The sequence below is a fragment of the Sphingomicrobium aquimarinum genome (assembly GCF_039655735.1).
GTDB lineage: Bacteria > Pseudomonadota > Alphaproteobacteria > Sphingomonadales > Sphingomonadaceae > Sphingomicrobium > Sphingomicrobium aquimarinum.
The window spans coordinates 234,195-254,142 of sequence record NZ_JBBYXH010000002.1 but is presented as its reverse complement, the minus strand read 5'-3'; the positions used below and the strand labels follow the sequence as shown (position 1 = coordinate 254,142).

The following is a 19,948-nucleotide window of genomic DNA, read 5'->3' as shown; positions in this document are numbered from 1 at the left end:
TTTTCGTGCGCGGATCAGTTGCCGCGGAATACGCTCTTCAAGTTCATGAACTCGTGCAGTCCGAAGCGCGCCAATTCGCGGCCATGCCCCGAATTCTTGACCCCGCCAAAAGGGGCCTCCGGGGCCGAGGCGGTCATCTGGTTGATGGCGGTCATCCCTGCATCGAGCCCGATGATGAAGCGCTCCGCTTCCGCCTCGTCCTGCGTGAAGACGGCCGACCCGAGGCCATAAGGCGTGATGTTGGCGATCCGCAGCGCGTCGTCCACGTCCTTCGCTTCGAACAGCATCGCGACGGGGCCGAACAGTTCCTCGTCCTGCATCGGGCCATCGGGTTCGAGGCCCGTCAACACGCCAGCCGACAGGAAGGCACCCGGCCCGTCGATCTTCTCGCCGCCGACGAGATGCCCGCCCGCTTCCATCGCCTTGTCAAGCTGCTCGAGGACCGTGTCGCGCTGCTCCTCGCTCGACATCGGACCGATGTCGCTCTCCTCGTCGAACGGGTCGCCCGCCTTCACCGCAAGCATCGCCTCGATGAACCGACCTTCGAACTCCTCGAAGATGTCGCGGTGCACGATCATCCGTTTGCCGCAGATACAAGACTGGCCCGCATTCTGGATACGTGCCTTGACGGCCGTTTCGACGGCCTTGTCCATATCGGCCGACGGCATCACGATGAAGGGATCGGAGCCGCCGAGCTCCAGCACGACCTTCTTGAGGCATGCGCCTGCTTTCTCGGCCACCGCGCGCCCGGCGGGCTCGCTTCCCGTCAACGTGACCGCACGCACGCGGTCGTCCTCGATGATTCCGCCGACGGCCTTGGAGCCGATCACGAGATTCTGGAACAGCCCGTCTGGACCGCCGGCCTCGGTCACGATCCGCTCGATGGCCTTGCCCACCCCTTGGACGTTGCTGGCATGTTTGAGCAGGCCCACATTTCCTGCCAACACCGTCGGGGTGAGGAAGCGAACGACCTGCCAATAGGGAAAATTCCACGGCATGACCGCGAGCACGGGCCCGATCGGCAACCAGCGCAACTCGCCTTTGCCACCGGGGATCTTCTCGGGCTCGAGCATCGCGGGTCCGTGCTCGGCGAAATAGCGCAGCGCACTCGCGCATTTCTCGACTTCGCCGCGGCTTTCCTTGAGGGTCTTCCCCATCTCGCGCGTGGCGATCTCGGCGAGCGCATCGCGTTCGCGCTCGAACCCGTCGGCGATCGCGGACAAGAGGTCGGTGCGTTCATCGAGGCTGGTCTGCCGCCAGTGCGCGGCCGTGTCGTGCGCCTTGGCGAGCGCCGCCTCGATGCCTGCTTCATCGAGCGCATCGTGGGTCTCGATCGTCTCGCCTGTAGCGGGGTTCGTACTCGTCAGCATGTCTGTCTCCTTCGCACGGGCGAACGAGACACAGGGCACTCTCGTTCCTGTCAGTCGCGGTCCATGTCGGCCGCGGACTCGAGGCTCTTGTCCATCGCGCTGGCAACGCGGCGGCGCATGCTCCGCGCCTTGCGGGCATTATCGGTGCCGTAAAGCGCCTTCAGGAACGCAAAGTCCCAGTCGGTCATGGTCAGCGGCACGGTATCGTCGAGTCCGGCGTTCATCAGCTTGAGGATCGTCGGAGAGGCCAGCTCGTCGACCGCATCCGGATCGAGCGGCGCGAGCGCACGCATCGCCACATGATCGGCGAGCTGGCGGACGTCGAGGCCGGCAAGTTTCGCTTTGTCCACCACCACCACAGCGCCGCGCGCGCTTGGCAGCATCGAGGTGCGCATCCGGGTCGCGTCGGTGCTGGCAACCGAATAGACCCCGCTCTGCACGTCCTGTTGGACGGGCATCATATTGTTATCGAGCATCATGATGAGCTGCCATGACAGCACCGGCGCGTCGTCCTCGAACAGCGCTTCCTTCTCCTTGCGGTCGAGGTTCCAGAAGATGTCGGGTTTCTTGCGCTTCCAATAGTCGAGCACGGCTTCCCGGTCGTCGGTCACGACGACGAGAAGGTTGGCGGTGCATGTGGCGTCAGCCGCGCCGAGACCGATGGCATCGGCAACGGTGCGCAATCGCGCCTCCACGTCGCCCGCCGGTTCCGGGTCGAGCCCGACGACCAGGGGGCACAAGGCTTCGTGGAACTGCGGCACTTGGCCCTCGAACGTACTGTCGGTGAGGGCGTCCACCATCTGCGATATCTGCTGGCGCTGCTTCTCGAGACGCTGCGCCCTGATGACGATTGCCTCCTGGTCGGACGGCGGCGGGGCGGCGACCTGCGGCTGGGCAGCGAGGGCAATCGAAGCGAGAAGCGACGTAAACATGTGATCAGCCTAGAAGCAAATCCCGCGCTGTTCCAATGTCTTTCGACCAATGGTGGTCGAGGATGGACAGCCGTCTCGTCCGCTGTCATCCTCGGCCTCATGCCGCGCGAACACAAGACTTTCTCGACCTTCTGGCCCTTCTACCTGCGCGAACACAGCAAGCCGACGACGCGCGCGCTTCATTACATCGGCACCAGTCTTGTCGTTGCCATCGCGATCTATGCCCTCGTGACGGGGCGCTGGCTGCTGTTGGCCGCGCTTCCGGTGGCGGGCTATTTCTTCGCCTGGGTGGCGCATTTCGGGGTCGAGAAGAACCGACCCGCGACCTTCACCTATCCGCTCTGGTCGCTCGGCGCGGATTTCAAGATGTGGTGGCTTTGGCTGACGGGACGCCTCGGTCCCGAGCTCGACCGGGCGGGTGTCGCGCGCTAGCCGCGCAGCCGCTCGAACATCCGGGCGAAGAAGCCCTTGGGTTTCTCGGGCGGTGCCGTCGGCGCAACATCTTCGATCACGACGGGTTCCTCGACTGCCTCCGCTGGATTCTCATCGGCCTCGCTCGTGGCGATGCGCTGACGCAGGCTTGCGCCGCTCTCCATGTCGGCGAGGGGATCGTGCTTGGGCACCCATTCGCCCATCGTCAGCGTGGCGACCGGAGCGACACCGTCCTTCTTCTCGACAACCACTTGCTTGGCGCTGCCGAGGATGGTCGCGCAATCGGTATTGAGCCCAAACGTCCCCGCGAGGAGGCGCACCCCTTCGGGAAGACCGTGTGTTTCGACTTCGCGCTGGAGGGCCTGGAGATAGCGGATGCAGCGTAGCCAGCAGCCCAGTTGATATTCGACATAACCGCCCGGCGCGCGACCTTCCACGCCGTCGCGACCATCGCGCAGGAAATGCACGTGCTTGCACTGGATGAGCGCGGTGTTGAGCGCAGCGAACCCTTCGATCGAAACGTAGAATTCGACATCCTCTTCCTCGCCCGCCCAGCCAGGGCAGTCTTCCTCGCACGCGGCAAGCAGTTCGGTGTCCGAACGCGCGGAAAAGTCGTAGACATCGTCCGAATAGAGCTGGAACACGAGCATGGGTTCATGCTCCTTGGTGAGGTCGAACACGAGGTCGGGTTCGTTTCCGAGCCCCGCCGTGATCGCGCTGATGTCGGGCCCTTCGAATTCGGCAATGATCTCGGCAAGATCTTCCCATCCCTCGATCAGGATGTCCGCGAGCTTCAGCGCCTTGGCGCGATTCGCGATGCGCCCGTCGAAGGGCGCGAGCCCCTGCTCGACGACCTCTGCCGCTTCGTCGAGCTTGCCCGCCGCGCAGAGCGAACGCACATGATCAAGGAAGGCGCGCTCGCCTTCGGGGCTGAGGAACGTGACCTGCAGCGGGTGCGGGGTCTCGGGCTCCTTGTAGGAGCGCAGCCCCTCGGTACCCGTATCGGGAATGTGCACGAATCCCGGATGATGCGCCGCATTGGCGACGTCCGCATCCTCGACCCGCAATCTGTCCTCGCGCCCCATGCACGCTCCCGCTTCTGCCCACTCGTATAAGCGGTGCGTAAAGCCATGAGGTTAAGAAGTGGTTGGGACGTCGTCGCATCCGCGGCTCACTAGGGCGCAGGCGGTGGAACGGGCGGTGGCGATGGGGCGTCGGTCGCCTATCCAACAACCGTCAGGAGTATGCGCCATGTCCGCCCCCAAAAATCTTGAAGACTGCCTTGTCCACGAACTGAAGGACAATTGGTCCGCCAACGACCAGATGCGCCGCATTCTCGTCGACATGGCCCACGCTGCCAGCGACGCAAAACTGAAGGAGCGGCTGCAGGAAACGATCGACGGCATTCCCGATAACAATGACGTGATCGAGAATATCCTGTCCGACATGGGTCAAAGCGGGAAGGAGCATTGCAAGGGCATGGAAGGCCTCGTCGCGGAAGCGAAGAAGCATGCCATCGATGCCGACATTTCGGATACGGACGTGCGCGACGTCATCATCGTCGCCCAATATCAGCGGATGGCCCATTACGGCATCTGCGGGTTCGGCACCGCGAAGGCTTTTGCCGAGGCGCTCGGAAAGAGCGACGTGGCCGCCAAACTCGACGAACTCACCGCCAGTATCTACCGCGCCGACGAGAATATGACCGACCTCGCCGAACGGTCGGTGAACCTTCAGGCCAAGCAGGGCGCCGACGCGTGACCCCTGCCGGAGAATAGTGGTCAAAGGGCGGTCTTCGGATCGCCCTTTTTCGTTTCCGGGTGCAACGTCCCCGAAGGCGGAGGCGTTCGACCTTGCGAACCTTATCAAGGAGAAGAGAATGGCACAGTCCGATCTGAAAACCGCTGTTTCGGCGATGAAAGGCATCGATATCGCGATGCTCGTGACCAAGACGAAGGACGGTGCCATCGCCGCACGTCCGATGTCGAATAACAAGGACGTTTCGAGCGAGGACGGCACCAGCTATCATTTCAGCACCGACGACGGGCGGATCGACGACGATCTCAAGCGCGACGACCAGTGCGGCGCCACCTATGCGGGCGATGAAACCTATGTCGCCGTCCAGGGCCGCGGCAAATTGCATCGCGACAAGGCGTTGCTCGAGAAGCACTGGGTCCCCGATCTTGAGAAATGGTTCGAGGACGGCCTCGATACCGATGGCCTGATCCTCATCGAAGTGTCGCCGGAGCGTATCGCTTACTGGAAAGGTCGCGAAGAAGGGGAGTGGGTCGCGTGACGGTCAATAAAGCATCGGCCCGCTACGAGGGGCTCGGCAAGGACGGCAAGGGCCATATCTGGACCGAGAGCGGCGCGCTCGACGCGCAGCCCTACGGCTTCAACACGCGCTTCGAGGATGCTCCGGGGACCAATCCGGAAGAACTGATCGGTGCGGCGCATGCGAGCTGCTTCACCATGGCCACGAGCTTCGGATTGGCAAAGGCGGGCTATGAAGACGGCCAGCTCGATACGCGCTGCGAAGTGACGCTGGAAAAGGATGGCGAGGGGTTCACGGTAACGAAGTCGGCGCTGTTCCTCACCGGAAAGGTGCCGGATATCGACCATGAGGAATTCGAGAAGATCGCCGACGAAGCGAAGCGGAACTGTCCGCTGTCCAAGCTGCTCGACTGCGAGATCACGCTCGATATCACGTTGAAAAGCTAGCGGCTGAGGCGGCGACGGTTGGCGCGGACGCGGGGTGTTGCGACATCCAGCGCCGCGTCGGCGATGCCGGTCCAGCTCGGTTCGCTCCACATCCGCAACCACAGGGCACTCGAGGCGGCCATCTTCTCGCTGATCATGCGCTGCGCCTCGCGGTCGGCGAGCTTGCCGCCCTGCATCATCCGCAGCGAGCGCAGGCCGACGACCTGCGCGGCTTCCATGCCGAGCCACCAGCTGCGGGTCATCAGGGCGAAGGGCTTTTCGTCGTTACGGCGGGACATGGACTGACTTTCTGATTGTTGCACTGCACCAACGCAGCGCGACTTGCGTCGGGCCCGTCAGGCGTCGCGATTCTTTTCGGCACGCATCGCGGCACGCTCTTCGCGCATCTCCGCGGCCTGGAGATGAATTGCCTGGCTCGACAGGCGGATCTCGCGGCTCTGCTGGAAATAGCCGAGAACGAGCCAGAGGAAGGCGAGCGGGCTCGAGACGCCGCCGAGAAAGTCGCCGAGTTCGTTCAAGGCGAGGTCGGCGGGGTTCTGGCCCTGCGCCCAGAGATAGAGAATGAGGCCGACAACGTAGACGGCGGTGAGCGCCAGACCGATCTGCGGCAGGCGGCGGCGATGTTTGTGATCGTCGAGGATCGCGGCTGACGACGTGCTTCGCGTCATGGACGCAAAGCCCGCCGGAAAAGACTTTTCCCGAGGGAAAGGGGCGGAAGAGGACGGTGGCCGCGGTGCCAGCCGGAGGCGCTGTTCTCGCGGGGGCGCATGGAGATGGATCGGGCGAGGGAAGCGACCATGCGGGCGGTCATGCCACAGTTGGGGCCTGTAGGACAGCGTGGGCGCAGCGGCCGACGCACGAAAAAAGGGCGCGGCGTCCGTCCCGTGAAGGAAGGAGCGCCACGCCCTCTTTTTTCAAACGCTTAAGAGCGCTTAGTCGGCCATCGACAGGTTGACGGCGCTTTCCTTGCCGTTGCGACCCGTCTCGAGCTCGTAGTTCACCTTGTCGCCTTCGCGAAGGTCGCGCAGGCCGGCGGACTGGACCGCGGTGATGTGGACGAACGCGTCGCCACCGCCATTTTCAGGCGTGATGAAGCCGTAGCCCTTGTCGCTGTTGAAGAATTTTACGGTTCCGGTGTTCGACATAATCGTGTTCCTTTCAAAGAACGAGAGTTGCCCGGGCCGCGAAGGTGCGGCGCCGAGGATGCGTGTTCGTGTCGTTTGAAGGGAAGTCGCGGTCTGTTTTAACGCCGGGGTGCTGGGCACAAGCGGCGGCAGGCAAAGTACGAAGTCCGTCGCAAATTTCGACGTCAGCAAGGGCCTTGTAACACACAACGCCCGAATGACCTAATCCTCATTTGCACCCTGTGCGGCGGGGTCGTTGGCGGCGCGCGCCTGCTGGGCCAGCGCCAGCGCCAGATCGGTGTAGCGATAGGGGCCGACCCGATATTCGAGAATTTCGTGCGTGACGATGGGAGGAAGCGCCGAGCGATCCGCGATCGCGGCGATGGCGGCGTCGCCCGTATCGTCCGCGCTGCCGGCCTCGGGATAGCGGGGCGCGCTCTTGGCGTGGCGGAGGGTCGCGATCCGCTCGGCACAGTCGGCGACGGTGTCGAGATGCGCGCTGCGTTCGGCGCCATCGTCGGCCAGATCGGCCTTCATCAGCGCGATCTGCTGGCTGTGCAAAAGTTCGTTGAGGTCCATTCGCTCGGGAATTCCTTGTTGTGGGGGGTGTGGGGACGGCGGACAGCAGACGACCCGGAAGCCGCCACAAGGGCGAGCTCCCGGGCCCGGCAGGCGGTCAAGCGTTATGCGTTGCGCTGCTCGCCGCCGCTATCCTGGCGCTCGAGCTTCACGGCCTGGTCCTTGCCGTCGACCTGGCTCTTCTCGAAGCTGTAGCGCTGGGTGGGCTTGGGATCCTGCTTGGGATCGACCAATCCGTCCTTCTTGAACATCAGCGAGTCGCCGCCCTTTTCGGGAGCGATGGTGCCGGTGCCCTGTTTGCCGTCGTAATTCTTGATGAGGCCATAATTCGCCATGGGAGAGGTACCTTTCGTTGGGCGCAGACGGCCAGGATCGGCCGCGGATGCGCCGGCTAGAAGGCGGAATGGAAAGAAGAGGGGGGCGAAAAAGGTGCTGGCCCCGCAACCGTCGATCACGACTGGTAGCTTGACCTCAAGATGGGGGGTCGCGGGGCGATTACAACGAAAGGGCGCGAATATATGTGGGGGCGAGCGGGGGCGCCGGAGAGGCCGCGCGAGGATGGATCGCGCGCTCTCCGGTCCTGCCGCAGGACCGATCGGCTAGCCGATCGTGTCGGGTTCGGGCTGGCGACGGTCCAGCTTGCCGAAGTGGCTGGTGAGCAGCCGGTCCATCTTCTCGCCGGCTTCGAAGGCGACGCCATCGACACTGCCGCCGCTGGCGGTGACGGCCTGCGGCTGTTGGCCCTCGATGCGGGCTTCGAGGCTGGCGGTGTAGCGGTCCTCGGTTTCCTCGCGGACGTGGACGATCAGGCGGGTCAGCTGGTCGGCGTGGCGCGCGAGGGTGGAGCGCAGGCCCGTCTCGATGCGGTCGGCGAGCTCGGCGGTGCCGTCGATATTGTTATCGGTGTTGAACTGGAAATCCATGACTCTTGTCTCCTGATACGCGGTCGGGGTCGACCTTCTGCGCAAGAGACGCGCGAGCGGCGGGGGAAGTTCACAAAGTTCACGCTACGTGGAGGGCTTGGCGGGGCGGTTGCCGGCTGGCGTGAGGTCGGGCGTGTTGCGGGTGGCGATGGGCGGCAAGGGCGCGCGCTCGACGCCGTCGGCGTCGGCCATCGCATCGAGCTCGGCGCGAACCGCCAGTTCCTCGGCGAGCTGGGTGGCGCCGTCCTCGTTCTGGCGGAAGGCCATGGTATCGAGCCATTTGCCGTAGCGTATGGGGTCGCGGTAGCGCAGGACGAACATGGTCAGCCGCTCGTCGTAATAGGTGCGCTCGCCGATCTGCTCGCCCTGGTAGAAGACGGGGCGGGTGACGCCGTTGAGGGCTCGCGAGAAAGCGGCGTCGGAGAGGCGGCGGACGGCATAGTCCAGCGCGGCGTCCCACGCGCGGCGGAAATGGTCGGCATCGGGGCGGCGCCGCAGCGCATAGGCGGCGCGCGGGCTCATGCCGACACGCGCACAGGCCTCGCTCACCACCCCGCATTCGGCGAGCGCGACGAGAAAGTCCTTTTGGCGTGTGGGCGTCCAGCCATCGTGGCGGGCGCGGGTGGGCACGGGCGCGACGTCGTCCCATTCGGACGCGTCGGCGGCGGGATCGAGGAGATGCTTGGGCTTCATCCCCGATGATATTTCAGAAAAAAGGGAAGTAGGAAAGTTTTGCAGCGCCGAGCGGTAGGAAAGCGGAGCGAAGCGAGCGTCCTACCGTGAGAGACGCGCAAAACCGGCCGGGCTGCGGCGCTGGCTAGCGCCGACAGCTTCGACGGCGCGAGGCCGCCCTCGCGCCCATCTGAAATGGCTCAGGGTTGAGAGTTTCGACTGACAAAAGGCGATTAATACTGCGCCAGCCAAAGGGTTTTGGACTGGATGCCTTGATCGGGTCTCGACACCCCACTACATTCCAAGAGCTTACACTAGGTGAAGGTTTTCCATAAGTGTCTTTGCTACAGCAAATCCAATCGGACCTTCTCGACACCGAAAAAGAATTGGCTCCGATACTTCTAAAGTTTAAGTTCTTGGCCTCTAGGCTTAATAGTTCGCCGCTTGAAAAATGGATTATGTATGAACTAGAGGGCTATCCGGAAGGCACAGACCTACCGCCTTATAGGATTTTCGAAGTTGTATACCGGGCGACGTTTTCGGGGCCATTTGGAGCCGGTATACAGAACGCCCCGATCCCTCCCTATCTGATTTCGCAGCATGCGGGGGAATCTTGGACAAATTATGAGATGCGGCAAAGCATTGCGGCAGTCGATGAACTCGCACGCTCTGGTTCGAGCGGATCCCTACATATAAATGCGTCGAATCTCATCCTCCTCTTACAGGGGAAAGTCTATGAAGGTTACGCCTGCAACGACGTGACTGGCACTGTTTCGATCTCGCAACTGACCGAGCTAAAAATGCCGTCAGAGCGCGGTTGTTGGATCTGACCCTCGAACTAGAAAAAATTCCCGAAGCTGCGAAGGTATCCGTAGCGGGGAGTAGCGAAGGTGACGAATCAACATCTTCTCAAGTCACTCAGATCTTCCATCAGACGATCCATGGGTCTATGCAAAACGTCGCAAACACGGGACGCGTCGGCGACATCCACCAAAATGTACACACAGGTAATGCAGACGAATTGGTAAAACTTCTTGTCAGCGCAGGAATTTCCGACGATGACGCCAAGGACTTCGCAAACATTCTGGCATCCGAAGAGCCTGATGATAGGCGTGAGCCATTCGGGAAGAAAGCGAAGGCTTGGATAGCAAAGTCTATTGGCAAGGCTGCGGATGGTACTTGGAAAGTCGGTATAGGCGCAGCCACAGAAATCCTAAGCAAAGGCGCATTGGAATTTTACGGCCTTTCGTAGGTGTCACCGATCTTGACCGCTCACATTAATTTCACTTCTTTGGACCTATTTTTGCCTGTCGTTCAAATGGCATAAGTCCGTCCGCCTCATAAGCTGCCATATTCTCTACTCGGCGTCTTTCCATAAGGTCTTGCACCTCGCGAGCTCGTGCAAAGTCAGTCTCGCTGAGATCCGCCGTCATCGCATCTTCATACCAAGACAACATAGCTTTCTGGACACCAAGGAAAGAGAAATCGTTCTGAAATCCACGTCTCATTACGAAGTTTAATAGCTGAGCGCTATTTCGGGGAAGTTCTTTTCCATCTAGTGCCCGTTTGAATAACCAAAGGATCAAGTCTATGACTTGAATGCCCGGGCTGTCAGCCGCTGCGCATATCTCAAACCTTGAGTTCTTCACCAACTGGATCTTACGGGTCTCGCCAGGTAACGAAATCTCGCCTGGAAGGGCATTCGAGTATAACTCATGCCATTCAGCCAGGGTCGCTTCAAATTGGGCCTGTCGATCATGGCGTATCACGCGGACGTCTCTCTTCCACTTCGAAGAAACACTTTCCAACGCATCAAGCAAATTGGTGAATCCAACCATATTTGGCATATGGCCGTTTTTCGCCTGCCTGCGAGCTTGATAAAAGTCCAAACCTTCAGGATGGTCTCGAGACCAAGTTAGGCCATCCGATATGACTTTGCGGGAACGCTCGTCGGGTAACCTATCGATGCGGTCGAGAATGGCTTGGCAAATGGCAGGAATCCGCGCTCTTGCACGGGCTTCTGACTTTTCCATCAGCATTGCCCAAAAAAGGCGAGCGACTTCGTCATCGATGAGAGAAGCAACTTTGAAGGCAAGCAAAATGCGGAGCGGTCTTACGTTGTATGTGTGCCATGGAACTGCAGGATTCTCACCACTATCGAAAAAGGTGTCAAAAATCTTAGTCGCGAGGAGATACTTTTTCTCCACTCGGGAAAGCACAAATCTACAGTCGGACCTCTTCAACAATCTTAATACTGGAAGGGCGATATCTTCAACGACGCCTAGGCCAATCACTGAGGCGTGAATTTCGTCCACGCCAGCGCCCCGGAGAATTTTTGAAAAGGGTCTGTGTTGAGATCTGTCGAAATCGGTTTTGGTGACGAGAGCTGCTGTCAGGTATACCGGCTGGTATTGATCAAAGATGTTGCCGCCAGTGTTACCTGTTTCATCCACGAAAGCGTACATTTTGGTGCTATAGAGTTATTGTGGTCCAAGGTAAATCAAATTGAACGTAGTAAGGTATTGACATTACTCCCCTTCCTCCAAATACAATTTCTCCCCCTTAGCCCGGTACAATTCGCTCATCTCCTCCATCCCCTCGCGGTTCTCCGCCGCTTCAGCGGCGTCGGTCTCGCGCTTGATGTCGTGGGATTTGAGGTAGCTTTCGCCTTCCTGCTTCGCGGCGAACTCGCGCACTTCCTGCGTGATCTTCATCGAGCAGAACTTGGGCCCGCACATCGAGCAGAAGTGGGCGGTCTTGGCGCCTTCGGCGGGAAGGGTCTGGTCGTGATATTGCTCGGCGGTGTCGGGGTCCAAGCTCAGGTTGAACTGGTCGCGCCAGCGGAATTCGAAGCGGGCCTTCGATAGCGCGTCGTCGCGGACCTGCGCGGCGGGATGGCCCTTGGCGAGATCGGCGGCGTGGGCGGCGAGCTTGTAGGTGACGACGCCGACCTTGACGTCGTCGCGGTCGGGGAGGCCCAGATGCTCCTTGGGCGTGACGTAGCAGAGCATCGCGGTGCCGTACCAGCCGATCTGCGCGGCGCCGATGGCCGAGGTGATGTGGTCGTAGCCGGGCGCGATGTCGGTGGTGAGCGGCCCCAGCGTGTAGAAGGGGGCTTCGCCGCAGGCTTCCAGCTGCTTGGTCATATTCTCGCGGATCTTGTGCATCGGCACGTGGCCGGGGCCCTCGATCATGACCTGGCAGTCGTGCTCCCACGCGATCTTAGTGAGTTCGCCCAGCGTGTAGAGCTCGGCGAACTGGGCCTCGTCATTGGCGTCGGCGATGGAGCCGGGGCGCAGGCCGTCGCCGAGGCTGAAGGCGACGTCATAGGCCTTCATGATCTCGCAGATTTCCTCGAAGCGGGTGTAGAGGAAGCTCTCCTCGTGGTGGGCGAGGCACCATTTGGCCATGATCGAGCCGCCGCGGCTGACGATGCCGGTGACGCGCTTGGCGGTCATGGGGACGTAGGGGAGGCGGACGCCCGCGTGGATGGTGAAATAGTCGACGCCCTGCTCGGCCTGTTCGATGAGCGTGTCGGCGAAGATTTCCCAGGTGAGGTCCTCGGCGATGCCGCCGACTTTTTCCAGCGCCTGGTAGATGGGGACGGTGCCGATGGGCACGGGCGAGTTGCGGAGGATCCATTCGCGCGTGTCGTGGATGTTGCGGCCGGTGGAGAGGTCCATGACCGTGTCGGCGCCCCAACGGGTGGCCCAGACCATCTTGTCGACTTCGGACGCGACGTCGGAGGCGACGGCGCTGTTGCCGATGTTGGCGTTGATCTTGACGAGGAAGTTGCGGCCGATCGCCATCGGCTCGGTCTCGGGGTGGTTGATGTTGTTGGGGATGATGGCGCGGCCACGGGCGATTTCGTCGCGGACGAACTCGGCGGTGATATGGTCGGGGATGGCGGCGCCGAAGCTTTCGCCGTCGCGGGGGCGGTTCAGCGCCTCGGCGCGGCCCAGGTTTTCGCGGATGGCGACATATTCCATCTCGGGGGTGATGATGCCTTGTCTGGCATAGTGCATCTGGGTGACGTTGTGGCCCGGCTTGGCGCGCAGCACCTGGCTGCGGACGTTGGGGAAGGGGTCGACGCCGCCGGAGCGGTCGGGGCCTAGCTGGCCGTTATCCTCGGGCTTGACCTGGCGCTGGGTCTTTTCCTCGACGTCGCCGCGATTCCGAATCCAATCGCGGCGGAGCTCGGGGAGGCCCGACATGATGTCGATGGTGGCGTTCTCGTCGGTATAGGGGCCCGAGGGGTCGTAGACGGGGACGGGGGGTTCGCCCGAGGACGGCTCGAGATGGACTTCGCGCATGGCGACGCGGATGCCGTTGGGGCCTTCGACGTAGATCTTCTTCGAGCCGCGGATGGGGCCGGTGGTGACTTCCAGAGCGCCGCCGCGCTGGTCGCCGGCACCGGTGGCGGGGAGGTTGGGATCGCGGTCGGCCATGTGTTCGTCTCCAAATAAATTCGGAGTGGACACGGGCGAGGGGACGCGCGCTCCACTCCCTACGGCTGTTTCCAGCATCAGGTTCGACGGGTCGGTGGACTTGAACCACCCTCTCAGCCTCATGGCTCCCCGGGGATGAAAGCGACGGTAGAGAGGCGCGCGGGCTTGTGCAATGGTGCGCGCCATGGATTTGCCCGAACCCAAGATCGATGTGCGCGTGGTGGGGCGCGACCGCGAGCCCGTGGTGGTGATCGACGGCTTCTCGGGGCGGGCGGCGGAATTGCGCGCGGCCGGGGAGCGGCTTGCCTATGCGCCGATGGGGGCGAGCTACCCCGGCGTGCGGGCGCAGACGGGGTCCGAACTCATCGATGCGCGGGCGGATTTGCTGGTCGCGGTGGTGCGCAAGGTGTTCGGCGCGCGGCGGGGCTTCCGCTTGCAGGGCTGTGCCTATTCGCTTGTGACGCATGCGCCCGCCGACCTTTACCCGTTGCAGCGGATCCCGCATTACGATGTAGCGCAGGCCGACATGGTGGCGGGAATGTTCTATTTTTCCGACGCGGACGGGGGAACGGCCTTCTATCGGCACCGCGCGACGGGATACGAGGCGATCACGCCCGAGCGCGAGCCGCATTACAATAGTGCCTTGAAAGAGGAAGTTGCGGCGAAGGGCTTGCCGGACGCACGCTACATGGCGGGCGACGATGCGCGCTTCGAGCAGATCGGCGCGGTGGAGGCGAAGCCGGACCGGTTCGCGCTCTATCGCGGCCGGCTGCTGCACAGCGGCATCATCCCGGCGCCCGATGCGCTGAGCGAGGATCCGGGACGGGGTCGGCTCACGTTGAACAGTTTCATGATGCTGGGTTGATCGCGGCGGGGTTGCCGTTACGCATAAGGGAACATTCCCTTTCAGGACCGAGCCCATGAGCGAGAATCCCATCCCCGCCTACGAGCACGAGCGCGCCAAGCGGAACGCCTTCTCGCGTTTCCTCGACGGGGTCGAATGGCTGGGCAATCTCCTGCCGCACCCGGTGACACTCTTCGCGCTACTGGCGCTTGCGATCGTGCTGCTATCGGGCCTGCTCGCCGCGATGGGGGTGGCGGTGGTCGATCCGCGGCCCGCGGGGGCCAACGGCGTCGCCGAGGACGGCATGATCCGAGCCGTCAGCCTGATGGACGGCGACGGCATCCGGCGCATCTTCACGGGGCTGGTCGACAATTTCACGGGCTTCGCGCCGCTGGGCGTGGTGCTGGTGGCGATGCTGGGTGTCGGCGTCGCCGAGCATTCGGGCATGTTGTCGGCGGCGGTCCGCAGCCTCGTGCTGGGCGCGCCGCCCAAGCTGGTGACGGTTGCGATCGTGTTCGCGGGGATCATCTCGAATACCGCGAGCGAGGTCGGCTATGTCGTGCTGATCCCGCTCGGCGGAGCGATCTACTATGCGCTGGGGCGGCACCCCTTGGCGGGGATGGCGGCGGCGTTCGCGGGCGTGTCGGGCGGCTATAGCGCGAACCTGCTCATCGGGACGGTCGATCCGCTGCTGGCGGGCATCACCGAGGAAGCCGCGCAGCTGATCGACGGCGACTATAGCGTGCTGGCGACCGCCAACTGGTATTTCATGTTCGCCTCGACCTTCCTCATCACCGCGATCGGCAGCGCGGTCAGCATCTATATCGTCGAGCCGCAGCTCGGGAAATATGATGCCTCGAAGGCCGACGAGGGCATCCTCGACGATCAGATGATGGAAGAACTCAAGCCCAACGAGCGCAAGGGCCTCAAATGGGCGGGGATCGCGTTCCTGGCGATGCTGGCGTTCATGGCGCTCACCCTGTTTCCCGAAGGCGCGATCTTCCGAAACCCGGAAACGGGCGACCGGATGGACAGCCCCTTCTTCGACGGGTTCGTGGTCTGGATCTTCCTGTTCTTCATCGTGATCGGCTATGCCTACGGGCGCGCCGCGGGGACGATGAAAACCGACCGCGACGTGATCGACGCCATGGCCAAGGCGCTATCGAGCCTCGGGCTCTACATCGTGCTGGTGTTCTTCGCGGCGCAGTTCGTCGCCTTCTTCGGCTGGACCAACTTGGGCGCGATCACCGCGGTGACGGGAGCGAACTTCCTCGTCGAGACGGGGATGACGGGGCCTGCGGTGTTCTTCCTGTTCATCCTGCTGTGCGCGATGATCAACCTGTCGCTGGGGTCGGCGAGCGCGCAATGGGCGGTGACCGCGCCCATCTTCGTACCGATGCTGATGCTGATCGGCTATGCGCCCGAGGCGATCCAGGCAGCCTACCGCATCGGGGATTCGACGACCAACATCATCACTCCAATGATGAGCTATTTCGGGCTGATCCTCGCTTGGGCGACCCGCTATCAGAAGGACCTCGGTGTCGGCACGCTCATCGCGATGATGCTGCCCTACTCGATGTTCTTCCTCGTGGCGTGGAGCCTGTTCTTCTACCTGTGGACCTTCATCCTCGGGCTGCCGGTGGGGCCGGGAAGCCCGACCTTCTATACGCCCTAGTGGCCCCCTTCACATCGCGGGGCCAATCGTTACGGTGCCGCGCGACCCTGCCAATCTGACGGAGAGATACCTTGCAGCATTTCAAATGGACCGCCGCCGCCGCGCTCGGCGCGATGATCGTCGCGAGCCCCGCGCTCGCCCGCCCGATGACGCCCGAGGATGTGGCGCGCATCAAGAGCGTGGGCTCGATGGCGGTGTCGGACGACGGAAAAGTCGCTTTCTCGACCGGCGGGCGCCCCGACATCCTCGGCGGCGAGGACAATGGCAGCTACGTCGGCCAGATCATGATCGCCACCGCGCCGGGACAGGCGACGACCTACATTCCCCAGGGCGTGAGCGCGGGCAGCCTCGCCTTCTCGCCGGACGAAGACTGGCTCGGCTTCACCCACCGCGCGAGTGGCGAGAAGACGGCCGTGTGGGCGATCCCCGTCGGTGGCGGTGCGATGCAGAAGATCGCGGCCGTCGAGGGCGCCGACGTGCGCTCCTTCGTCTGGGGCGCGGGCAACACGGTGATGATGCTGGTCGGCAGTGAAACGGACGCCCAGCGCGCCAAGGAATCCAAGGCAGGCTTCGATGCCATCGTCTACGAGGAAGAAGCCGAACTCAATCGCGTCTTCCGCGCCAATGTCGGCGATGCGATGGACATGAATCCCGTTGAATATGACGTTCCGGGCTATGTCAGCGAACTGGATGTCAGCGAGAACGGACGCTACGCGCTCATCGCGACCGCGCCTACGCCCAACGTCGACGACAGCTATACCAAGAAGCGGATCAACATCATCGACATGAGCACGGGCCGTGTGTCGGCGGTGGTCGAGACGCCGGGCAAGGTCGGCGATGTCGAATTCTCGCCCGACAGCCGCCAATTGTCGATGATCGCGGGGGTCGACATGAACGATCCCGCCGATACGACCCTGCATCTCGTCGACGTGGCGAGCGGCGACTATCGCGCGCTCAACGCGGGCGCGGCGGAAGCGGCCGTCGATGCGGCCTGGCTCGACAACGGCCAGCTTGCGGCGGTCATCCACAAGGGTGTGAACAGCGCCGTGCGCATCTATAATGCCAACGGCAGCGTCAATCGCGAGATCGAGGCGCCGGGACTGGCGATCAGTGGAATCGAGACGGCGGGCAACACGATCGTCGTGCGCGCGTCGTCGCCCACGCATCCGAACGAATTGTTCAGCCTGACGCGCAACAGCTTCACGCGCTGGACCAATTCGAACGACTGGCTGGGCGAGATCACCTTCGGCGAACAGCGGCCTTATCGCTATACGGCGCGCGACGGCCAGGAAATCGAGGGTGTGCTGGTCATGCCGGTGGGCGGTGCGCCGGCGGGCGGTGCGCCGCTGATCCTCGACGTGCACGGCGGGCCCGAAGCGCATGAGTCGAACGGTTGGGTGACCAATTATTCGGGCCCCGGACAGGTCGCGGCGGGCAAGGGCTATGCGGTGTTCCTGCCCAACTATCGCGGCTCGACGGGCTACGGCACCGCGTTCAGCAAGCAGCACCAGGGCAATTACACCGACCCCGAATTCACCGACCTCGTCGACGCCAAGCGCGCGCTGGTCGCGGACGGGGTCGCCGACGGCGACCGCACCGGCATCACCGGGGGCAGCTACGGCGGCTATGCGAGCGCATGGGGCGCAACGCACGACAGCGCCGAATATGCGGCCAGCGTCATGTTCGTCGGCATCTCGAACCAGGTCTCCAAGTTCGGCACGACCGACATTCCCTACGAGATGTACAACGTCCACAGCCGCAAATGGCCGTGGGACGACTGGACGGGGCTGCTCGAGGTCTCGCCCGTCTATCATGTCGACAAGGCGAACACGCCCATTCTCATCATGCACGGTGCGGAAGATACGCGTGTCGACCCGAGCCAGAGCTTCGAGCTCTATCGCTCGATCAAGGTGCGCAAGCCCGACGTGCCGCTGCGCATGGTGCTGTTCCCCGGCGAGGGCCATGGCAACAGCCGCGCGGCCGCGCAGTACGACTACAACCTGCGCATGATGCGCTGGTTCGACACCTATCTGATGACGGGCGATCGCCGCGCGGCGGTGCCGCCGAGCCGCGTGACCCTGCCCGATTCGATCTTCGAATAGGCACATGGCGCGTTGAACGCGAAAGGGCGCCTCCTTGCGGGGGCGCCCTTTTTCGTCGGCCGTCGGTTTCGGTTGGCGCGGGCGCCTATTTGTCGATCCGCGAGAGGATCAGGCGGCGCATTTCGGCGCGGCTCAGCTTGCCGTTCTTGTCGCGGTCCTGCTCGGCGAGAACGGCGTCGATGCGCTCGTCCATCGTGCCCTGACTCAATTCCTTGTCGCGCACGACGAGGCTCGCCATGCGCAGCGTCTTGGCCATTTCCGCGCGGGTCAGCTGACCGTCGCCGTCGCTGTCCGAGCGATCGAACAGCATGTCGCCCATCCTGAGCGCACGCTGCTGCTGCGCTGTGGGTTGGACGTCGGTCGTGACGACCGGCTGCGCGGTGCTGGCGGCGAGGAGAAGGGTAACGGAGAGCATGGCACGGGCCTTTCGGTTCGATCGATCTTTCCATGATAGTAGCGATCCCACGCTGACTGGAAGCTGTATCGGCCGCCAAAGCATCATTCACTTTCCCGAACGGAAAGTTATCGCTTGCCAATCCGGAAAGTGATGGGTAACGCTTTCCACATTGGAAAGTGAGGTGTGCGATGGATGGTTCGATGAAGTGGCTGGTCGTTCTTCTGGTCCTGCTGGCCGCGCTCGGGTGGATGACGGTGCGCGACAAGCAGGATTATGCGCGCTTCAAGGCCGCCGGGACTACGCGCCAACGGCGACGCTTCTATGCGCGGTGGATCGTCACCTGCTGGCTGGTCTTCGGGATCGGCGGCCTGGCGCTTCTCATGGCGCTCGGACAAAGTGATGCGTTGAGCACGTTCCCCACGCCCTTTGCCACGCTCGGACTGCAGGAGGCCAGCGCGGCGGCGGCGGACACGTCGGACATCTGGACCCTCGTCGGGATGGCAGCGGGCTTCGCGGTCGGCGCCCTGATCGCCGCTGCGATCTGGCGGATGCGGATCCGCAAGATGCGCCAGCCCGTGGTCGGTGACATCGAACCCCTGCTGCCGCGCGAGGCCGGCGAATATCCCTATACGGGAGCCTTGTCCGTGACGGCGGGGGTGACCGAGGAACTGTTCTTCCGCCTCGCGCTGCCGCTCCTCGCCTTCAAGGCGACGGGCTCGGTTCTTCTCGCTCTCGGGATCGCGGGCGCGGCATTCGGGCTGATGCACTGGTACCAGGGATGGGCTGGCGTGGTGGCGACAACGCTCGTCGGCGCGTTCCTGACGTACCTCTATCTCTCGAGCGGATCGTTGGTGAAACCGATCATCGTCCATATAGTGATCGACCTGATGGCGCTGGTAATCCGTCCGGCGGTGGCCACGCGCTTCGCAAGCCCGCCGACCGACCCCGCCTCTTCCGAGGCCCTCAAGGAAGGAGTGTGACATGGAAAACGACGATGCACGTGCTGCTCTCGATCTCGTTTCGCGCAGCGATCGCAAGATGGTCGGCCAGACCGGCTGGCCGTTGTGGCGCCACGCTGCTTTCGGCCTGGTGCAGGCGCTCTTCGTCCTCGCCTGGGGACTGCCCGTCGCCGCGATGGCCGCGACGATCGTAGTCGCCATCGCCGCGACGTCGTGGATCGTCCATGATGATCGTCGGCGGTATGGCATGTTCGTCGATGGATGGTCCTCGTCTGCCGCACGGCCCGCAACGTGGGCGAGCGTCGCGCTGTTCGTGGGCGCGCTCGCAATCCTGTTCGCTGCGGGAGACGGCCCCAACCACTGGTCGCCGATCGTGCCGATCGTGACCGCGGTGGTCTTCGTCGGATCGACCCTCCTGAGTATCTGGTGGCAGAAGCTCTACCATGCCGACATGGCGCGCGCGCGGTCCGATGGCTGAGCTGGATCTCCATCTCCACGCGCCGGCGCGACTGCAGATCGCCGCCGTGCTCGCGCGAGTCAGCGACATCGAGTTCGCGCGGCTCGCGGAGATCGTCGAGGTCAGCGATTCGGTGATGAGCAAGCATCTCGCGGCCTTGTCGGGCGCGGGGTACGTCAGTTTGCGTAAAGCCAAGGCCGACGGCAGGCAGCGCACCTGGGCGGCCTTCACGCCGACGGGGCGCAAGGCGTTCGCCGCGCATATGGCGGCGTTGGAAGAACTGGTCGCGAGCGCACGCCGCGCGGCGGAATGA

25 protein-coding genes are annotated in these 19,948 nt (G+C 63.0%); 12 read left to right on the top strand and 13 right to left on the bottom strand.

The window, feature by feature from the left end:
* Positions 1 to 14: 14 nt before the first annotated feature.
* Positions 15 to 1,370, bottom strand: a complete 1,356-nt coding sequence (locus WJS89_RS07380) for an NAD-dependent succinate-semialdehyde dehydrogenase (protein WP_346340302.1) — start codon at positions 1,368 to 1,370, stop codon at positions 15 to 17.
* A 50-nt stretch (positions 1,371 to 1,420) separates the two neighbouring features.
* A complete protein-coding gene (locus WJS89_RS07375; protein ID WP_346340301.1) occupies positions 1,421 to 2,302 on the bottom strand; it encodes a hypothetical protein in 882 nt (293 codons plus the stop codon).
* A 99-nt stretch (positions 2,303 to 2,401) separates the two neighbouring features.
* Here WJS89_RS07375 and WJS89_RS07370 point away from each other — a divergent pair, with 99 nt between their 5' ends.
* Entirely contained in the window at positions 2,402 to 2,734 is a 333-nt protein-coding gene (locus WJS89_RS07370) for an Mpo1-like protein (protein ID WP_346340300.1), read from the top strand.
* Here the strand turns inward: WJS89_RS07370 and WJS89_RS07365 are convergent.
* A complete protein-coding gene (locus WJS89_RS07365) occupies positions 2,731 to 3,819 on the bottom strand; it encodes a Rossmann-fold NAD(P)-binding domain-containing protein (RefSeq protein ID WP_346340299.1) in 1,089 nt (362 codons plus the stop codon). The genes WJS89_RS07370 and WJS89_RS07365 overlap by 4 nt on opposite strands.
* A gap of 166 nt (positions 3,820 to 3,985) precedes the next feature.
* On the opposite strand from WJS89_RS07365, the gene WJS89_RS07360 reads away from it, so the two are divergent.
* From WJS89_RS07360 to WJS89_RS07350, 3 genes are all read left to right on the top strand, one after another.
* Positions 3,986 to 4,495 carry a YciE/YciF ferroxidase family protein gene (locus tag WJS89_RS07360; RefSeq protein ID WP_346340298.1) on the top strand — a complete coding sequence of 170 codons (510 nt, stop codon included), beginning with the start codon at positions 3,986 to 3,988 and terminating at the stop codon, positions 4,493 to 4,495.
* Between the two features lie 118 nt (positions 4,496 to 4,613).
* Positions 4,614 to 5,030, top strand: coding sequence for a pyridoxamine 5'-phosphate oxidase family protein (locus WJS89_RS07355; RefSeq protein ID WP_346340297.1), 417 nt, complete (start codon positions 4,614 to 4,616; stop codon positions 5,028 to 5,030).
* Positions 5,027 to 5,455: an OsmC family protein gene (locus tag WJS89_RS07350; RefSeq protein ID WP_346340296.1), complete on the top strand. Its 429-nt coding sequence runs from the start codon at positions 5,027 to 5,029 to the stop codon at positions 5,453 to 5,455. Before WJS89_RS07355 ends, WJS89_RS07350 begins: the two co-directional genes overlap by 4 nt.
* On the opposite strand, the gene WJS89_RS07345 is transcribed toward WJS89_RS07350, so the two are convergent.
* The 7 genes from WJS89_RS07345 to WJS89_RS07315 form a co-directional block, all read right to left on the bottom strand.
* Positions 5,452 to 5,733: a hypothetical protein gene (locus WJS89_RS07345; protein WP_346340295.1), complete on the bottom strand. Its 282-nt coding sequence runs from the start codon at positions 5,731 to 5,733 to the stop codon at positions 5,452 to 5,454. The two genes, WJS89_RS07350 and WJS89_RS07345, sit on opposite strands and share 4 nt — an antisense overlap.
* Positions 5,734 to 5,790: 57 nt before the next feature.
* Positions 5,791 to 6,123 carry a hypothetical protein gene (locus WJS89_RS07340; RefSeq protein ID WP_346340294.1) on the bottom strand — a complete coding sequence of 111 codons (333 nt, stop codon included), beginning with the start codon at positions 6,121 to 6,123 and terminating at the stop codon, positions 5,791 to 5,793.
* A 264-nt stretch (positions 6,124 to 6,387) separates the two neighbouring features.
* Positions 6,388 to 6,600: a cold-shock protein gene (locus WJS89_RS07335; RefSeq protein ID WP_346340293.1), complete on the bottom strand. Its 213-nt coding sequence runs from the start codon at positions 6,598 to 6,600 to the stop codon at positions 6,388 to 6,390.
* Positions 6,601 to 6,801: 201 nt separating this feature from the next.
* A complete protein-coding gene (locus WJS89_RS07330; protein ID WP_346340292.1) occupies positions 6,802 to 7,158 on the bottom strand; it encodes a hypothetical protein in 357 nt (118 codons plus the stop codon).
* Between the two features lie 104 nt (positions 7,159 to 7,262).
* A complete protein-coding gene (locus WJS89_RS07325) occupies positions 7,263 to 7,493 on the bottom strand; it encodes a cold-shock protein (RefSeq protein WP_346340291.1) in 231 nt (76 codons plus the stop codon).
* Between the two features lie 264 nt (positions 7,494 to 7,757).
* Complete coding sequence (locus tag WJS89_RS07320; protein ID WP_346340290.1) at positions 7,758 to 8,081, bottom strand: HPF/RaiA family ribosome-associated protein; 324 nt, start codon at positions 8,079 to 8,081, stop codon at positions 7,758 to 7,760.
* Between the two features lie 84 nt (positions 8,082 to 8,165).
* Positions 8,166 to 8,774 (bottom strand): hypothetical protein, encoded by a 609-nt coding sequence (locus tag WJS89_RS07315; protein ID WP_346340289.1) that lies wholly within the window; start codon positions 8,772 to 8,774, stop codon positions 8,166 to 8,168.
* A 314-nt stretch (positions 8,775 to 9,088) separates the two neighbouring features.
* Here WJS89_RS07315 and WJS89_RS12450 point away from each other — a divergent pair, with 314 nt between their 5' ends.
* Both WJS89_RS12450 and WJS89_RS07310 read left to right on the top strand, forming a co-directional pair.
* Positions 9,089 to 9,583 carry an AbiTii domain-containing protein gene (locus tag WJS89_RS12450; protein ID WP_431993863.1) on the top strand — a complete coding sequence of 165 codons (495 nt, stop codon included), beginning with the start codon at positions 9,089 to 9,091 and terminating at the stop codon, positions 9,581 to 9,583.
* A complete protein-coding gene (locus WJS89_RS07310; protein WP_346340288.1) occupies positions 9,571 to 10,005 on the top strand; it encodes a hypothetical protein in 435 nt (144 codons plus the stop codon). Before WJS89_RS12450 ends, WJS89_RS07310 begins: the two co-directional genes overlap by 13 nt.
* Positions 10,006 to 10,036: 31 nt before the next feature.
* Here WJS89_RS07310 and WJS89_RS07305 read toward each other — a convergent pair whose 3' ends face one another.
* Both WJS89_RS07305 and thiC read right to left on the bottom strand, forming a co-directional pair.
* The gene (locus WJS89_RS07305; RefSeq protein ID WP_346340287.1) at positions 10,037 to 11,218 is read right to left on the bottom strand and encodes a DUF3800 domain-containing protein; all 1,182 of its coding nucleotides are present in this window, start codon (positions 11,216 to 11,218) and stop codon (positions 10,037 to 10,039) included.
* A 63-nt stretch (positions 11,219 to 11,281) separates the two neighbouring features.
* Positions 11,282 to 13,201, bottom strand: a complete 1,920-nt coding sequence (gene thiC, locus WJS89_RS07300) for a phosphomethylpyrimidine synthase ThiC (protein ID WP_346340286.1) — start codon at positions 13,199 to 13,201, stop codon at positions 11,282 to 11,284.
* Between the two features lie 184 nt (positions 13,202 to 13,385).
* Here thiC and WJS89_RS07295 point away from each other — a divergent pair, with 184 nt between their 5' ends.
* From WJS89_RS07295 to WJS89_RS07285, 3 genes are all read left to right on the top strand, one after another.
* Positions 13,386 to 14,066, top strand: a complete 681-nt coding sequence (locus WJS89_RS07295; protein ID WP_346340285.1) for a DUF6445 family protein — start codon at positions 13,386 to 13,388, stop codon at positions 14,064 to 14,066.
* A gap of 55 nt (positions 14,067 to 14,121) precedes the next feature.
* Positions 14,122 to 15,720: an AbgT family transporter gene (locus tag WJS89_RS07290; protein WP_346340284.1), complete on the top strand. Its 1,599-nt coding sequence runs from the start codon at positions 14,122 to 14,124 to the stop codon at positions 15,718 to 15,720.
* A 71-nt stretch (positions 15,721 to 15,791) separates the two neighbouring features.
* The gene (locus tag WJS89_RS07285; protein WP_346340283.1) at positions 15,792 to 17,822 is read left to right on the top strand and encodes an alpha/beta hydrolase family protein; all 2,031 of its coding nucleotides are present in this window, start codon (positions 15,792 to 15,794) and stop codon (positions 17,820 to 17,822) included.
* Between the two features lie 85 nt (positions 17,823 to 17,907).
* On the opposite strand, the gene WJS89_RS07280 is transcribed toward WJS89_RS07285, so the two are convergent.
* Positions 17,908 to 18,237, bottom strand: a complete 330-nt coding sequence (locus WJS89_RS07280) for an EF-hand domain-containing protein (protein ID WP_346340282.1) — start codon at positions 18,235 to 18,237, stop codon at positions 17,908 to 17,910.
* A gap of 170 nt (positions 18,238 to 18,407) precedes the next feature.
* Between WJS89_RS07280 and WJS89_RS07275 the strand changes: the two genes are divergently transcribed.
* The 3 genes from WJS89_RS07275 to WJS89_RS07265 are packed head-to-tail and all read left to right on the top strand — an operon-like array spanning position 18,408 to position 19,948.
* The gene (locus WJS89_RS07275) at positions 18,408 to 19,199 is read left to right on the top strand and encodes a CPBP family intramembrane glutamic endopeptidase (RefSeq protein ID WP_346340281.1); all 792 of its coding nucleotides are present in this window, start codon (positions 18,408 to 18,410) and stop codon (positions 19,197 to 19,199) included.
* Between the two features lies 1 nt (position 19,200).
* Complete coding sequence (locus tag WJS89_RS07270) at positions 19,201 to 19,656, top strand: hypothetical protein (RefSeq protein ID WP_346340280.1); 456 nt, start codon at positions 19,201 to 19,203, stop codon at positions 19,654 to 19,656.
* A complete protein-coding gene (locus tag WJS89_RS07265) occupies positions 19,649 to 19,948 on the top strand; it encodes a transcriptional regulator (protein ID WP_346340279.1) in 300 nt (99 codons plus the stop codon). Before WJS89_RS07270 ends, WJS89_RS07265 begins: the two co-directional genes overlap by 8 nt.

Excerpts from the sequence above, each read along its gene's own strand:
- WJS89_RS07345 (WP_346340295.1), bottom strand. The coding sequence starts at position 5,733 with ATGTCCCGCCGTAACGACGAAAAGCCCTTCGCCCTGATGACCCGCAGC.
- WJS89_RS07375 (WP_346340301.1), bottom strand. The coding sequence starts at position 2,302 with ATGTTTACGTCGCTTCTCGCTTCGATTGCCCTCGCTGCCCAGCCGCAG.
- WJS89_RS07315 (WP_346340289.1), bottom strand. The coding sequence starts at position 8,774 with ATGAAGCCCAAGCATCTCCTCGATCCCGCCGCCGACGCGTCCGAATGG.
- WJS89_RS07295 (WP_346340285.1), top strand. The coding sequence starts at position 13,386 with ATGGATTTGCCCGAACCCAAGATCGATGTGCGCGTGGTGGGGCGCGAC.
- WJS89_RS07265 (WP_346340279.1), top strand. The coding sequence starts at position 19,649 with ATGGCTGAGCTGGATCTCCATCTCCACGCGCCGGCGCGACTGCAGATC.
- WJS89_RS07340 (WP_346340294.1), bottom strand. The coding sequence starts at position 6,123 with ATGACGCGAAGCACGTCGTCAGCCGCGATCCTCGACGATCACAAACAT.
- WJS89_RS07275 (WP_346340281.1), top strand. The coding sequence starts at position 18,408 with ATGGATGGTTCGATGAAGTGGCTGGTCGTTCTTCTGGTCCTGCTGGCC.
- WJS89_RS07335 (WP_346340293.1), bottom strand. The coding sequence starts at position 6,600 with ATGTCGAACACCGGAACCGTAAAATTCTTCAACAGCGACAAGGGCTAC.
- WJS89_RS07305 (WP_346340287.1), bottom strand. The coding sequence starts at position 11,218 with ATGTACGCTTTCGTGGATGAAACAGGTAACACTGGCGGCAACATCTTT.
- WJS89_RS07325 (WP_346340291.1), bottom strand. The coding sequence starts at position 7,493 with ATGGCGAATTATGGCCTCATCAAGAATTACGACGGCAAACAGGGCACC.
- WJS89_RS07380 (WP_346340302.1), bottom strand. The coding sequence starts at position 1,370 with ATGCTGACGAGTACGAACCCCGCTACAGGCGAGACGATCGAGACCCAC.
- WJS89_RS07320 (WP_346340290.1), bottom strand. The coding sequence starts at position 8,081 with ATGGATTTCCAGTTCAACACCGATAACAATATCGACGGCACCGCCGAG.
- WJS89_RS07370 (WP_346340300.1), top strand. The coding sequence starts at position 2,402 with ATGCCGCGCGAACACAAGACTTTCTCGACCTTCTGGCCCTTCTACCTG.
- WJS89_RS07270 (WP_346340280.1), top strand. The coding sequence starts at position 19,201 with ATGGAAAACGACGATGCACGTGCTGCTCTCGATCTCGTTTCGCGCAGC.
- WJS89_RS07355 (WP_346340297.1), top strand. The coding sequence starts at position 4,614 with ATGGCACAGTCCGATCTGAAAACCGCTGTTTCGGCGATGAAAGGCATC.
- WJS89_RS07365 (WP_346340299.1), bottom strand. The coding sequence starts at position 3,819 with ATGGGGCGCGAGGACAGATTGCGGGTCGAGGATGCGGACGTCGCCAAT.
- WJS89_RS07290 (WP_346340284.1), top strand. The coding sequence starts at position 14,122 with ATGAGCGAGAATCCCATCCCCGCCTACGAGCACGAGCGCGCCAAGCGG.
- thiC (WP_346340286.1), bottom strand. The coding sequence starts at position 13,201 with ATGGCCGACCGCGATCCCAACCTCCCCGCCACCGGTGCCGGCGACCAG.
- WJS89_RS07280 (WP_346340282.1), bottom strand. The coding sequence starts at position 18,237 with ATGCTCTCCGTTACCCTTCTCCTCGCCGCCAGCACCGCGCAGCCGGTC.
- WJS89_RS07330 (WP_346340292.1), bottom strand. The coding sequence starts at position 7,158 with ATGGACCTCAACGAACTTTTGCACAGCCAGCAGATCGCGCTGATGAAG.
- WJS89_RS07360 (WP_346340298.1), top strand. The coding sequence starts at position 3,986 with ATGTCCGCCCCCAAAAATCTTGAAGACTGCCTTGTCCACGAACTGAAG.